This window comes from Acinetobacter sp. ANC 4169, assembly GCF_002135355.1.
Classification (GTDB): domain Bacteria; phylum Pseudomonadota; class Gammaproteobacteria; order Pseudomonadales; family Moraxellaceae; genus Acinetobacter.
The window spans coordinates 97,259-111,958 of the sequence record NZ_NEGE01000011.1; the positions used below are offsets into that span (position 1 = coordinate 97,259).

General features: G+C 44.1%; 12 protein-coding genes. 7 read left to right on the forward strand and 5 right to left on the reverse strand.

Translation table 11 applies throughout. From position 1 onward, the window contains the following. Window positions 1-68 precede the first annotated feature (68 nt). Together B9T26_RS09915 and thrC are read left to right on the forward strand one after the other, a co-directional pair. Window positions 69-1,373 (forward strand): homoserine dehydrogenase, encoded by a 1,305-nt coding sequence (locus B9T26_RS09915; RefSeq protein WP_086199537.1) that lies wholly within the window; start codon window positions 69-71, stop codon window positions 1,371-1,373. A gap of 62 nt (window positions 1,374-1,435) precedes the next feature. Then, window positions 1,436-2,575, forward strand: a complete 1,140-nt coding sequence (gene thrC / locus B9T26_RS09920; RefSeq protein ID WP_086199538.1) for a threonine synthase — start codon at window positions 1,436-1,438, stop codon at window positions 2,573-2,575. Between the two features lie 106 nt (window positions 2,576-2,681). Here the strand turns inward: thrC and B9T26_RS09925 are convergent, their stop codons facing one another. Continuing rightward, on the reverse strand, window positions 2,682-3,728 hold the full coding sequence (locus tag B9T26_RS09925; protein ID WP_143223013.1) for a serine hydrolase: 1,047 nt from the start codon (window positions 3,726-3,728) through the stop codon (window positions 2,682-2,684). 220 nt (window positions 3,729-3,948) lie between these two features. On the opposite strand from B9T26_RS09925, the gene B9T26_RS09930 reads away from it, so the two are divergent. The 3 genes from B9T26_RS09930 to B9T26_RS09940 are packed head-to-tail and all read left to right on the forward strand — an operon-like array spanning window position 3,949 to window position 7,609. Beyond that, window positions 3,949-4,584, forward strand: coding sequence for a response regulator (locus tag B9T26_RS09930; RefSeq protein ID WP_086174145.1), 636 nt, complete (start codon window positions 3,949-3,951; stop codon window positions 4,582-4,584). Between the two features lie 27 nt (window positions 4,585-4,611). Further along, the gene (locus B9T26_RS09935) at window positions 4,612-6,177 is read left to right on the forward strand and encodes a sensor histidine kinase (protein ID WP_086199539.1); all 1,566 of its coding nucleotides are present in this window, start codon (window positions 4,612-4,614) and stop codon (window positions 6,175-6,177) included. A 19-nt stretch (window positions 6,178-6,196) separates the two neighbouring features. Continuing rightward, entirely contained in the window at window positions 6,197-7,609 is a 1,413-nt protein-coding gene (locus B9T26_RS09940; protein WP_413772766.1) for a sigma-54-dependent transcriptional regulator, read from the forward strand. Window positions 7,610-7,638: 29 nt separating this feature from the next. On the opposite strand, the gene B9T26_RS09945 is transcribed toward B9T26_RS09940, so the two are convergent. The 4 genes from B9T26_RS09945 to lptF form a co-directional block, all read right to left on the reverse strand. Continuing rightward, complete coding sequence (locus B9T26_RS09945; protein ID WP_086199540.1) at window positions 7,639-8,820, reverse strand: S41 family peptidase; 1,182 nt, start codon at window positions 8,818-8,820, stop codon at window positions 7,639-7,641. A 26-nt stretch (window positions 8,821-8,846) separates the two neighbouring features. Further along, window positions 8,847-10,394 (reverse strand): 2,3-bisphosphoglycerate-independent phosphoglycerate mutase, encoded by a 1,548-nt coding sequence (gene gpmI / locus B9T26_RS09950; RefSeq protein ID WP_086199541.1) that lies wholly within the window; start codon window positions 10,392-10,394, stop codon window positions 8,847-8,849. Between the two features lie 125 nt (window positions 10,395-10,519). Beyond that, complete coding sequence (gene lptG / locus B9T26_RS09955; protein ID WP_086199542.1) at window positions 10,520-11,590, reverse strand: LPS export ABC transporter permease LptG; 1,071 nt, start codon at window positions 11,588-11,590, stop codon at window positions 10,520-10,522. 1 nt (window position 11,591) lies between these two features. Further along, on the reverse strand, window positions 11,592-12,692 hold the full coding sequence (gene lptF, locus B9T26_RS09960; RefSeq protein WP_086199543.1) for an LPS export ABC transporter permease LptF: 1,101 nt from the start codon (window positions 12,690-12,692) through the stop codon (window positions 11,592-11,594). A 158-nt stretch (window positions 12,693-12,850) separates the two neighbouring features. Between lptF and B9T26_RS09965 the strand changes: the two genes are divergently transcribed. Both B9T26_RS09965 and B9T26_RS09970 read left to right on the forward strand, forming a co-directional pair. After that, window positions 12,851-14,299 carry a leucyl aminopeptidase gene (locus B9T26_RS09965; RefSeq protein WP_086199544.1) on the forward strand — a complete coding sequence of 483 codons (1,449 nt, stop codon included), beginning with the start codon at window positions 12,851-12,853 and terminating at the stop codon, window positions 14,297-14,299. Then, window positions 14,292-14,699: a DNA polymerase III subunit chi gene (locus tag B9T26_RS09970; RefSeq protein ID WP_086199545.1), complete on the forward strand. Its 408-nt coding sequence runs from the start codon at window positions 14,292-14,294 to the stop codon at window positions 14,697-14,699. Before B9T26_RS09965 ends, B9T26_RS09970 begins: the two co-directional genes overlap by 8 nt. The last annotated feature ends 1 nt before the right edge of the window (window position 14,700 follow it).

Consider the following 14,700-nt stretch of genomic DNA (forward strand, 5'->3'; position numbering starts at 1 on the left):
AGAGTCTGGCGGTTTTTTTAGCTATGATCTAGTTTCGCTTAAAGTTGAATACATATTTGGAGTGTGACGTGAAACCAGTTCGTCTGGCAATCCTCGGTCTTGGTACTGTGGGTGGTGGTGCCCTTAAACTACTAAAAGAAAATGCTGCTGAGATTAAACGTCGCACCGGTCGAGAAATTCAAATCACCCATGTAGGCACACGTCGTCCACGTCCTGATTTGGATCTTCCAGAATCTATCAAACAAAGTGCCGATCTTCTGGAAATTGTACGTCAACCTGATGTTGACGTTGTGGTTGAAGTTATGGGCGGAATTCATCCGGCCTATGAAGTCATCATGGAAGCCATGAAACATGGCAAACATATTGTGACTGCCAACAAGGCACTCTTGGCTGAACACGGTAATGAACTATTTAAAGCGGCTGAAGACAATGCCGTGCAAATTGCCTATGAAGCGGCAGTTGCCGGCGGTATTCCAATTATTAAAGTGATTCGTGAAGGTTTGGCTGCCAATAAAATTGACTGGTTAGCAGGGATCATTAACGGTACTGGCAACTTTATTTTAAGTGAAATGCGTGAAAAAGGTCGTGCTTTTGAAGATGTGCTGAAAGAAGCACAAGAACTGGGTTATGCCGAAGCCGATCCGACTTTTGACGTCGAAGGGATTGATGCTGCACATAAACTGACCATTTTGGCTTCATGTGCATTTGGTATTCCACTACAGTTTGATAAAGTCTTTACAGAAGGCATTGGCAAAGTTACTGCACAAGATGTGAAATATGCAGAAGACTTGGGTTTCCGTATCAAACACTTGGGTATTGCACGTCGTACCGATGCCGGAATTGAATTACGTGTGCATCCTACTTTAATTCCAGATGACCAACTGATTGCCAATGTCAACGGCGTGAAAAATGCGGTTCTGGTACAAGCCAATGCTGTTGGCCCAACCCTTTATTACGGCGCAGGCGCAGGCGCAGGTCCAACCGCTTCTGCGGTAGTCGCGGATGTAGTCGACATTGTCCGTGATATTATTTATACCGAAGATGGCGCAGGAACCATTCCGCAATTGGCCTTTGAAGCCCTCACGGATTTACCAATTTTAACGCGTGAACAAATGACCACAGGCTACTACATCCGTATTAATGCCGAAGATCAAATGGGCGTGCTCGCCGATGTCACCACGATTTTAAGTCGTGCCGGCATCAGTATTGATGCCATCATGCAGCAGTCGCGTTTAAAAGACCTGATTCCGATCGTGATTTTAACTGATCCTATCGTTGAATCAAAAATGGATGAAGCGTTGCAACAAATTCAAGCATTGCCCTTCATTCATGGCGAAATTGTACGAATTCGTTTAGAATCGCTTGATAATTAATCGGGTCGAGGGGAATATTTCCGTTCCTCTCGCCAAGCTCTACACACAATTGGAACATCATCATGTCTAATGCCAATCGTTATACTGGTTTAGTTGACCGCTATCGCGACCGTTTACCAGTGTCTGCAACTACTCGTGCAATCTCTTTAGGCGAAGGTAATACGCCACTGATCAAGCTTGAGAACATTCCACGCATTATTGGCAAAAATGTTGAAATTTATGTGAAGTACGAGGGCTTAAACCCGACTGGTTCATTTAAAGACCGTGGTATGACCATGGCAGTAACCAAAGCAGTTGAAGAAGGCTCTAAAGCGATTATCTGTGCATCTACAGGTAACACTTCTGCTGCTGCAGCAGCTTATGCTGCCCGTGCCGGCATCAAAGCGTTCGTACTCATCCCGGAAGGCAAAATTGCCATGGGTAAAATGGCACAAGCCATGATGTACGGTGCCATCACCATGCAAATCCGCGGTAACTTCGATGACGGTATGCGTCTGGTGAAAGAAGTGGCTGACCAAGCACCGGTAACGATTGTAAACTCAATCAACCCGTACCGTTTGCAAGGTCAAAAAACCATTGCTTATGAAATTGTTGAAGCTTTAGGTCGTGCACCTGATTACCACTGCCTACCTGTAGGTAACGCAGGTAACATTACTGCTCACTGGATGGGTTATACCGAAGCTGTTGCTAACCAGCCGAAAGAAGAATTTGAACAAGTGATCTATGATGCTGAAACGGATCAGTTTACGGGCCCTAAACCTGCCGGTCTTCCAATCATGGCGGGTTATCAGGCGGCTGGCGCGGCACCCTTCTTGCGTGGCGGTCCTGTAGCAAATCCTGAAACTGTAGCAACAGCGATTCGTATTGGTAACCCGCAAAGCTGGAACCATGCGAAAGCCGTAGTTCGTGATTCAAATGGTTGGTTTGATGAACTGACTGATACCGAGATTCTTGAAGCACAGCGTTTACTTTCAATGTACGAAGGCGTATTCGTAGAACCTGCTTCTGCAGCATCTGTGGGTGGTGCAATCCGTGACATTAAAGCGGGTAAAATTAAAGAAGGTTCAGTGATTGTTTGTACCGTCACAGGTAACGGTTTGAAAGACCCGGATACTGCCATTAAACAATGTTCTGATGCCGTGATGTTGTCTATCGATGCGACAATGGATCAAGTAAAAGACTCTATTCTTTCTAATATGTAATTTGTTTGATTTTTAGATTGAAAGAAAAAACCCTGCAATTGCAGGGTTTTTTAATTTAGAAGCATTCAAACGTTGAGTAAATTTGACTACTTCCCAAAATTCAATATCAGATACGTTTTGGTAACTGGCTTACCCAAGTCATTAAACGGGTTGCATCATTTGTACGTGCAGCAGATGAATCTGCACCCAGCAACACCACCACCGCTGGACGGTTATTTAAAGTGGTATGCATCACCACACAACGCCCTGCTTCATTGATATAACCTGTTTTTGAAATATTGATATTCCAGCCACCATTACGTACCAAGGCATTGGTATTGTTCGATTTTAATACACGATAACCCAAGTTAAAATCATAGCTTGGTGTAGTTGAGAATTGGCGAATCAAGCCATATTGAGATGCCGTATTCACCAAAATACCCAAATCACGCGCAGAAGATACATTACCCGGATGTAAACCTGTTGATTCAAGATAGTGAGTTGAATTCATTCCAAGCTCTTTGGCTTTAGAATTCATTTTTGCAATAAAGGCCGCGCGACCACCCGGATAAGTTCGTGCCAATGCTGCTGCCGCAGGATTTTCTGACTTCATTAAAGCAAACAATAGCACCTCAGCACGATTCATGCTGTCACCCGCGCGTAAAGTCGAACTTGAACTTTTACAACCCGAACATGAAAAGTCAGCTTGCTGTAAAGTAATTTTTTCTGACATATTTAAACGGGAATCTGCAATTACCACGGCTGTCATCAATTTGGTGATTGATGCAATTGGAAAAGCTGTATTGCTATTTTTACTATAAAGTACTTCGCCAGTTTGACCATCCATCACCAGTGCAGCGCGGGCATTAACCGAAGGCTGGTTGCTATAATTGGAATTATTTAAAACCTGTACCGTTTTAGGTGCCGAATATGTCACCACACCATTCGAACTACGTATGGAAGTGGTGATTTTAGTAGCACCTTGGGGAGAGACTTCTTCAGCTGAAGCATCACCGTTTAATAATTGATTGGCATCCTCAGAGGACCAGCTCAACGCAGCCTGTCCCGCCCCTTTAGACGCATCCATCACCAGCTCTGCAAAACTGGTTGAACTCATGCTAAGCAAAATTGAAATGCCCAGCATATGCATTAAAGATTTTTTCGAATTTTTCACGGTGATTTACTCAACTCAAGGAGGCAATATACATTTGTGTATTACCTCAAAAATGCTTACATTTAGACACAAAGATGAACACTTTTTGTTGCTCACAACATTGTGTATAACATTTAATTGAAAGATAAAGAATAGGATTGCTAATTTTGTCATTTCATTGCAAGCTTATTTTGCTTTATGTAACAAAAAAAATGCATTTTTTGATATGAGGGAGAACTAGGTGATCACAGTTTTAGTGGTAGATGACCATGAATTAGTACGTACCGGAATTTGCCGTATGCTCGAAGACCATGCGGATGTTCAAGTGATTGGTCAGGCTGAATCTGGAGAAGAAGCGATTAACTTAGTCCGCCATCATCATCCCAATGTGGTTCTGCTGGATGTAAACATGCCGGGAATTGGCGGGGTAGAAACCACCCGACGTCTATTGCAAACTGCGCCTGAAACCAAAGTACTGGCTGTAAGTGGCCTGGCTGAAGAACCCTACCCGTCCTTATTGCTTAAAGCTGGAGCTAAAGGCTATATCACCAAAGGTGCGCCTGTGACCGAAATGGTTCGTGCCATTAACAAGGTCATGCAAGGTGGAAAATATTTTAGTGCCGACATTGCCGAACAACTGGCCAGCTCCTATCTTTCCGACACCCAGCAATCTCCTTTTGATGCCTTGTCGGAACGTGAAATGCAGGTAGCGATGATGGTGGTCAATTGTATTAGTGCCCAGGAAATTGCCGATAAACTTTTTGTCAGTGTCAAAACGGTGAACACTTACCGTTACCGCATCTTTGAAAAGCTGAATCTGGATAGTGATGTCAAACTGACTCACCTGGCCATTCGCTATGGACTGATTAAACCTTAATGCCCTTGGGCCTGCTAGAAGACATGCATGACGCAATATACCAATACGTTTGAGTTTAACCAATATCATTTAGGCATTTGGTATAGCACGTATAGACTCATTATTGCGACCAGTCTTCTGCTGATTTTTTTACTCACTTCCCAGTACTTAAATACCGATTATCACTATCCGCAGCTTTATCTTTATGTGCTGATTGGCTACGTATTTACAAACTGTATCCAGTTAATCACGCTAAAAAGCATACGTTTAAAAATTGCCCAGCAGCTGCCGCTGTTATTTGTTGTCGATGTGATTGCTTTAAGCTTGCTCACCTTGGCGGTAGATGGTCCCAACCTGCAATTAAGTCTGCTGTTTGTGATTACCATCTTTGCCGCATCGTTATTACTGAATGCCAAAAAGGCGCTAATCATTACTTTAATTGCGGTAATTAGTGTAATTTATCAGCTTTTTTTAGGCAGTATTTTTGATTTTTCTTCACTGAATAATATTGGCAATAGCGCGGTACTGGCTTTTCTGTTTTTCGGGGTGTATGGCAGCGGTCAAATTGCAGTAAAACGCTTCCAATTACTTGAAAATTTAAATTTTTCTCAATCTCTGGAATTAAACCGACTGCAAAACCTGAATCGCTATATTCTGGAACAAATTGAACTGGGTTATCTGGTTTTAGATGAAAACTGTCATATTGTGCTGAGCAACCCTGCTGCCTGCCTGCTTTTAGGCATTCCGCCACTCTATGCCTATGACAAATATCCCTTATACAAGGCACAGCCCGATTTATTTGAATTACTTAAATTTGATCAACTGCAGGACGGAGAAAAATTCCAGTTTGAGTCGCAGCTCAGCCATTATCATATGCATATTGAAGTGCAAAAACTGATGGTTCCGCATCAAACCCTCACCCTGCTGGTGTTGCAGGATGCCACCAAGCTCAATCAACGCGTACAACAATTAAAACTCGCGGCATTAGGTCAACTGTCTGCCAGCATTGCCCATGAAATTCGCAATCCTTTAGCGGCTATTGTACAAGCCAATGAACTTTTCAGTGATAGCGATCAGCATCAACAAGCGGCATTGAGCCGGATGATTTCCAAACAGACTCAGCGTATCGACCGGATTGTACAAGACACGCTGAATATGGTGCGCAATAAAGAAACCCATCCTTCAAACATTGAGCTGAAACAGTTTATTCCCTTACTGATTCAGGAAGATTTGGCGGATATTGCCACTCAAATTAAATCTACCGTCCGGGGTAAAATTTTTATTCGTTTCGACGAGGCACAACTTCGCCAAGTTCTGATTAACCTGATTCGCAATGCTATTCGACATAATTCACCTGAGCATTCACATATCGAATTGAATGTTTACTTACAGGAAACCAATGTCCGTATTGACGTCCGTGATTTTGGGGCCGGCGTTGCCTCCAAGGATCTGGCTTATTTATTTCAACCTTTTTTTAGTACCGAAATCACAGGAACTGGTTTAGGATTATACTTATCACATAGTTTTTGCGAAGCAAATCAGGCGAAACTGAACTATGTAGAACAAGAACAAGGGGCATGCTTTCGAATAGAATGCCTGCGAGTTGCTTTATAAATTTAAATTGCTGGGGTGTATTGTGGAACAACAACCACTTGTCTTATTGGTGGATGATGAGGAAGATTTGTGTACCCTCATGCAAATGTCTTTATCTCGTATCGGGATCAAAACCCATATTGCGCATCGTGTTGAACAGGCTAAAAAGTTCCTGTCTGAATACCGCTATGATGCCTGTTTAACCGATTTAAATTTACCAGACGGTAATGGCCTGCAACTGGTGGAATGGATTAACCAGCATTTTCCCTCCATACCGGTGGCGGTACTGACTGCCTATGGCAATATGGAAATTGCCATTGCAGCACTTAAAGCTGGCGCCTTCGATTTTGTCAACAAACCGGTGAATCAGAAGCATCTGGAACAACTCCTGCAAAAAGCCTTTAACAAACCGTTTGAACATTTGCAGACCAAAGAAGACAGTCTGGAGCAAAAATTATTAGTTGGACAATCCCTGCCAATTCAACAGTTAAGGGTGACCTTAAATAAAATTGCCCGCTCTCAGGCACCGGTATTTATTACCGGTGAATCCGGGACAGGAAAAGAAGTGATTGCCAATCTGGTACATCGCCTCAGTAACCGTAATGAAGGTCCGTTTATTGCCATTAACTGCGGAGCCATTCCGACTGAATTAATGGAAAGTGAACTGTTTGGCCATAAAAAAGGCAGCTTTACTGGTGCTACACAAGACAAACAGGGCCTGATTCAATCTGCCCATGGCGGCAGTTTGTTTCTGGATGAAATTGCCGAACTGCCTTTAAGCATGCAGGTTAAACTGCTGCGTGCGGTACAGGAAAAACGCATTCGTCCAGTCGGTTCAGACAATGAAATTGATGTCGACTTTCGCGTGATTAGTGCCAGTCATCAGGACCTGGAAGCCCTAGTTCAGCAAGGCCGCTTTAGACAGGACTTGTTCTTCCGTATCCATGTCATGGATCTGGTGCTGCCTCCGCTACGTGAACGCGGTGACGATATTATTTTATTGGCACATCACTTTATTCAGAAAATTAGTCAGGAATGGGATATTCCACCAAAACAGCTGACTGATCGTGCGAAAAGCTTTTTATTGAGTCAGTATTATCCCGGAAATGTGCGTGAACTGCGTAATATTATTGAACGTGCTATTACCTTAAGCGATGACGAAAGAATCGACTTACAACACTTGCAAAGTGCACCTTTACGTTATCCTACCGCAGCAGTGCCAGCAGCAGCGGAAGATCAGCATACATTGCGCAGTGATATCCTGATTTCTTCCAAGAAATTACCTGATGAAGGTTTAGAGCTTTATCTGGAAAATATTGAAAAAGATATTTTACTTAATGCCCTGAATTTAACCCATTGGAACAGAACACTGGCTGCTAAAAAACTGGGCATGTCTTTCCGTTCTTTGCGTTATCGTCTGAAAAAATTTGGCCTGGATACCGACGAGGATTAGGTCGTTTTATTTATTGAGGAGCAGGCCGTTTATTTATGGCTTAGAATGATCTCTGCAACATGTTCCAGATAGTTTTCTTCTTTCATTTCATGTTGCAGCAGATATTGTTGATTGGGCTGAATGCCCACACCTTCAATCATCTGCCCTTTCGGGGTGTAGTAATGCGATACCGTCATCTGTAAAGCAGCACCATTGGACAGCGGGAACAGTTTTTGTACCACCCCTTTGCCATAGCTTTTTTCACCCACCACCCAGGCACGGTCGTGATCTTTCATGGCAGCAGTAAAAACTTCAGCGGCAGAAGCCGAACGGTTATTGATTAAAATACCAATTTTTAAATTCTGAAATTCAAAACTGGGTAAGGCCTGAAACTGCTGATCGCCTTCGGAACGGCTTTTGGTTGATACGATGATGCCTTGATTCAAGAATAAGTCGGCCGATTCAACTGCAGCCGACAACAAGCCGCCAGGATTATTTCTTAAATCGAGCAATACTGCTTTTAGACGTGGAGAAGAATGTTCTTCAATCAAGCGTTTGATTTCATTGGCTGTATCTTGCTGAAAAACTTTAACTTTGATAACCAGTACCTGATTATGCAGCAGCGTAGCCTGAATATCGGTTTCTATTTTTTTATTACGCACCAAAATCAGTGGCTTGCTATTTTGTGCCAGTTGCAAACTTAAGGTAGAGCCAATCGAACCATTCAGCAGGCTATTGACCTGATCATGGTTGAGTTTTTTCAGTTCCTGATCATCAACCTTAAAAACGCTTACGCCATTACGCAAACCTTGCTTGGCTGAGTCGGCATTATCCTTTAAACCTTGAATCACCCATTGATGCAACTGCTGGTCATAAGCCAGTTCAAAATCGACAGAGGCAATATCGCCTTCGGTATATTGCAACAGCTGCTTATAATCTTCTGGACTTAAGTAACGTGAATAACGATCCAGACCACTCACCAGGCCTTTAATGGCCTGCTGAAATAAGGTTTCGTCATTTTTGTCATCGACATAATTTTCTTTGACGATGCTATAAATCTGGACAAATTGCTGAATTGATTCTACCGGAACTTCAGCATAATTCTGTTCGGCTTCCTCATCAAAATCTAAAACAGGCTGAGCCTTGCCTTTTACCGCAGCAAGGGCGGAATGGCTCATACACATGAATAACGTTGTTAAAATGACAACCTTTTTCCAACGCTGTAAAGCCATCCATCCACCTGTTTATACAAAAATTTTTATGATTTTAAAGTAATCAAATTACGACCTTTCATTTCTGCAGGTACAGGAATTTGCATGAGGTTCAACAATGTTGGAGCAACATCTGCAAGAACGCCACCTTCAGCAATGGTTGCAGAAGTTGGGCCGACATAAATAAACGGAACCAGTTCAGTGGTATGTTGAGTATGAACCTGACCACTTTGGTAGTCCTGCATTTGCTCTACATTACCATGATCGGCAGTAATCAGCATATGGCCTTTTTTCGCCATTACTGCTTCATATACACGACCCAGGCAAGTATCCACCGCTTCAACGGCTTTCACTGCTGCATCAAATACACCGGTATGCCCCACCATATCACCATTGGCATAGTTCACCACCAACAGGTCATATTCACCTGAATTAATTGCAGCAACCAGTTCATCGGTCACTTCATAAGCACTCATTTCCGGTTTCAAATCGTAAGTTGCCACGCTTGGAGATGGAATCAAAATACGTTTTTCACCCGGGTATTCATCTTCACGGCCACCGCTAAAGAAGAAGGTCACGTGGGCATATTTTTCAGTTTCAGCAATACGCAGCTGGGTTTTACCCAAATCAGACAAGTACTCACCAATCGAGTTTTTCAACGCTTCTGGCATATAGGCCACAGGTGCATCAATGGTAGCTTGATAACGGGTGAGCATGACAAACTTAGACAGGTTTGGCACCACTTTACGCTCAAAACCGGCAAAGTCTTTTTCCACAAAGGCTTTGGTAATTTCACGCGCACGGTCAGCACGGAAATTCATGAACACCACACTGTCACCATCCTGAATTTTAGCCAGTTCGCCAATACGGGTGGCTTTCACAAATTCATCGGACTCATTTGCCGCATAAGCCTGCTCCAAGCCTTCTACCGCTGTTGCTGCGGTACGTACTGCCTCACCTTCAGTCAGCAGGCGATAGGCCTGTTCTACACGATCCCAACGGTTGTCACGGTCCATGGCAAAATAACGGCCGATCATGGTCGCAATACGTCCCTGACCCGGATACTGGGCAAAAACCGCATCTAATTTTTCTAAAGAAGGCTGAGCACTTTTTGGTGGAGTATCACGGCCATCAAGGAAAGCATGCAGATAAACTTTTGCACCGCGTTTTAGCGCCAGTTCCACCATGGCAATAATTTGGTCTTCATGTGCATGTACGCCACCTTGTGACAACAAGCCCATGATATGTACTGCAGCATTCGCCGCTTTAGCTTTTTCTACCGCATCAATCAACACTTCATGCTCAAAAAAAGCACCGGTACGAATGTCTTTGGTAATACGGGTGAAATCCTGATACAACACACGGCCTGCACCAAGGTTCATATGTCCCACTTCAGAGTTGCCCATTTGACCATCAGGCAGGCCGACATCTTCGCCCGAACCTGAAATCAAACCATGGGGATGCTTTTGTTGCATAGCAGTTAAGTTAGGTCTTTTTGCTGCCAGGAAAGCATTGTCCTCGACCGCTTCGCGATGACCCACACCATCCATGATTACCAAAACGTGAGGGATTTTGCCAGCAGTTGCATCCGTCATAATGAACACTCTTTTGTTTACAATTTCATCGTTATATCTTACCGAATTTTCGGTCAAGACTCTATGTGCAGATCATGACTAAAGCTGATCATGCACATTGTTTTTACCATTTTATATTTAAGCATTTAGCGGGCACGGCGCAATAAATAACCGCCCACCAGCATCATCAGCACAATCGGCACAAACACAAACCAGGCCGGTGATGGTGAATAGACCAGACTGGCATAGCCCAAGAAATCTTGCAGATAGAAGAAGCCCAAGCCGGTAAATAAGGCAATCACCAGACGGAAACCCATCGACTGCTGACGTAAAGGGCCAAAAATAAAGGAACAGGCAATTAGCACCAGTCCAATCAAGGCAAAAGGTGAACCGACTTTTTGCCAGAAGGCCAGCTTGTAGGTTTTTGGAATCTGGCTATATTCATGCATATAACTCATAAAGCTCACCAACTGACTTGGAGATAAGTCTTCCGGATCAATGGTGACCATATGCACGTATTTAGGTTGTAAGGCCAAAGCCAGCGGCAGTTGTGCTGTTTTCGCCAGAGTAGAATTGCCTTGCGGCAGAATATCCATTTGAGTTGCCTGCTGCAGTTTCCAGTCACCATCTTTAATGAACTGGCCCTGCTCCGCATTCAGTACACCTTTCAGATGATAATTATCATCAAAATCGACTACTTGAACATGCTTAAGCTGTCCTTTGGCGTTGGCATAATCAATGTAAATAAAGCGCTGGCCTTCGCGCGTCCAGTAACCATTCACTTCACCCAGTGAACTGACGCTACGGTGATCTTTGACACTTTTGGCCTGTTCATTGGTATAAGGAATCACCCATTCACTTAACACAAAGGATAAAACTACCAGAATCAGGGCTGAGCGAATCACCCAGCCGACTATACGCCACAGGCTGACCCCAACCGAACGCATCACCACCAGCTCACTATTGGAAGCCAAGGTGCCTAAACCCAACACAGCGCCAATTAAGGCAGAAATAGGCAAAATTTCATACAGATAACGCGGTGCACCCCATAACACATATAAAAATGCCTGCCAGGCCCCATAGTTTTCGTTGAGTGAACCCAATTCACCCAAATAGGTAAACAGAACTTGCAACACAGAGAGTACTGCTGTTGCACCCAGCATAGCCAAAGCCGTGGTTTTGGTCACATGTTTGGCGACTATTCGACGTGCTAACATTTTAAGACCTCACCTGCTGAATTCGTTTCTTGATTTTCGGTGCCAGTTTCTGCTTCCGGGAAAACAGAGCTGCGGCAACAGCATAGGCCAGCAATACCATAGGATATGCCCAGATGCCCATTTCATCTTTACTGACCCGGGTTTTTACCGCCATGAGTGCCACAATCAAACTGGCAAAAATCAGCAAGGCCGGGAATAATTTTAAATAGCGTCCCTGACGCGGGCTCACTTCACACAGTGCAATCGCCAGCATTAAAGCAGCAACAATGGAAAATGGCACAAAGATACGCCAGCCCAATTCACTCGCCACCACCGGATCAGTACGGTTGTTCCAGAGCTTGCCAATCGGCAAGGCTTCGACTTCCGCACTTTCAAATTTGGCTTCTTTATCGCTTTCTAGGCGTAAACGGTAAGACTGGAATTCGGCCTGGGTATATTTGGGTGTGCCGGGGAAAATCTCATAACGGCGCCCTTCAGATAAATCGACAATACTGGCAGTTTCATTGGCCACTTCTACACGAGTGGCTTCTTTCGCCAGAATCATGACATCAGGTTTACCCGGCTTTTCGGCGCGTTGATAGAAAAACACATCTTTAAGATTACGACGGTCTTCCGACAGGTCTCCGGCATAAATGGTATAAGGACCGGAAGAAATAAATTCTTTGGGACGAACCAGATCGAAACCGGTTCTGACGGCCTGATTGGTGGTCAGTTCTTCAAACTGACGCAGTCCCCATGGAGACATCCACACCATTAACGCCGTTTGCACAGCAAGAAAAACCACCGTCAACGGGATCAGCAAACGCCCCAGCTGGTTACGGCTGATGCCGCTGCCATTCATGACTGCCATCTCATGATCGACATAGAGACGGCCAAACACCAGCATCAGGCCAATAAAAAAGCCGAGTGGAAGAATTAAGGTTAAAAATTCTGGCAGTCGGTAACCAATAATACTGAATAAAATACTGACATCTAAACGACCTTGTGCCGCCACACCAAAATACTTGATCAGTCGACCACCCATCATGATTAGGGTCAATAAGGCAATCACCACCAAGGATGTAGACACCACTTGCTTGACCAGATAACGCCGAATAATCAAATTAATTCTTCCAAAAAAAGGCAAATAAAAACTAGCGCTAGTTTACCCGAATGGTGAAAATATAAAACCTATACTGTTGTTGCGCATTGAAACTCTATTCATAGAAATGTTTCAATGGTTTAATGGTTTGCAATCTTTCAAAGGCATGAATACAGAACATGAAACTGACAATTAATACGTCATTCCAAGAGAATGCATCTAGCCCATATTTGTTGATATTAGTCGATTCTGAGCAGCTTCAAAAGACAGCTACTGCTTATGAAATCAATGATTTAAATACTTTAATAGAAGCCGCTCAATTTAAAGCCAACCTAACTGAATCTTTGCCTCTTATCGGGAAAGTCGCAGCGTGTGCAAATACTGCCCTGATTGGCTTGGATAAGGCAGCAGAACTTCAGCCGACTAAATTAGCAAAAATCGCACAAACGATTATCAAAGCGTCACAAAAAAAATTCCAACAAATCAGTATTGATATTTCTGCATTGCCACCCGAACAGCATTATTTATTTGCCTTGGCTTTAACTCAGGCCAATTATGCTTTTGATGAATACAAATCCAAGAAAAATGAATTTGTACTGCAACAGATCAATCTGATTGCTGCAAACAGCACTTTAAACCCCCAACAGTTGGGTCTGATTCATGCCGTACAGTCGGGTCAAAGTTTGGCACGTGACCTGGGCAACCGTCCAGGCAATATCTGTTTCCCTGAATATCTGGCAGAACAGGCTCAAGCCTTGGCAGCGCAGTATCCGGACTTGCTGAAAGTGACCGTGATTAATGAGCAGCAAATGGCGGACTTGGGCATGAATGCCTTCCTTGCGGTCAGCAAAGGTTCAGACCGTCCGGGCCGTGTGATTACCCTTGAATATAAAGCGCATACTGAGCAAGCACCTGTAGTATTGGTTGGTAAAGGGGTGACTTTTGATACGGGCGGTATTTCACTCAAACCAGGTCTGGGTATGGATGAAATGAAATTCGACATGTGTGGTGCAGCTTCTGTACTTGGTACCATGCGTGCATTATGCGAAGCAAAACTGCCGATTCATGTAGTGGGTGCCATTGCTGCTGCTGAAAACATGCCTTCAGGTCATGCCACCCGCCCGGGCGATATCGTGACCACCATGAGCGGACAAACCGTTGAAATTTTAAATACCGATGCCGAAGGCCGTTTAGTGTTATGCGACACGTTGACTTACATCAAACGTTTTAATCCTGCCCTGGTAATTGATATTGCAACCTTAACCGGTGCATGTGTAGTGGCCTTGGGTTCAGTCCTGTCCGGTTTATTTACCCCAGATGACGAATTGGCTGCCGAAATTACGGCTGCAGGTCAGACCTCTTTTGACCGGGTATGGCGCATGCCGGTGCTTGAAGATTACCAGGAACAGCTGGATTCTCCATTTGCCGATATTGCCAATATCGGTGGGCCTAAAGCCGGCTCTGTAACTGCAGCATGTTTCTTGCAACGTTTTACCCGTGAATATCGCTGGGCACATTTAGACGTTGCCGGTACAGCCTGGACTTCTGGCACGGCAAAAGGTGCAACAGGCCGTCCTGTACCGTTACTGGTTCAATTCCTCGCAAACCGTGCGCAGTCGAATGGCTAAAGTCAGCTTTTACCTGTTTGAAAAAAGTAATGAACGGCAAGTGCAAAGCACTTGCCGTTTGTGCCGCAAGATTCTGAAACAGCCGGCACATATCTGGTTGTATTGTGCCGACCCGGAATTGCAACAGCAGCTCGATGAACAATTGTGGAGTTTTGATCCGAGCAGTTTCATTCCGCATGGCATTGATCAGGAACAGGCCAGCATTTGTATTTCATCCCGATTGCCTGAACAGGCTGACTGGATTGTGTTTAATTTTAACAATCAAGCCCTTGAACAGATTGATAAATTTAGTCACATTATAGAAATCATAGAAAATAATGAATCGGCAAAACAACTGGGTCGTGAGAAATTTAAACAATATCGACGCTTAGGTATTGAGCCACGAACTTTCAAGCTTTAGC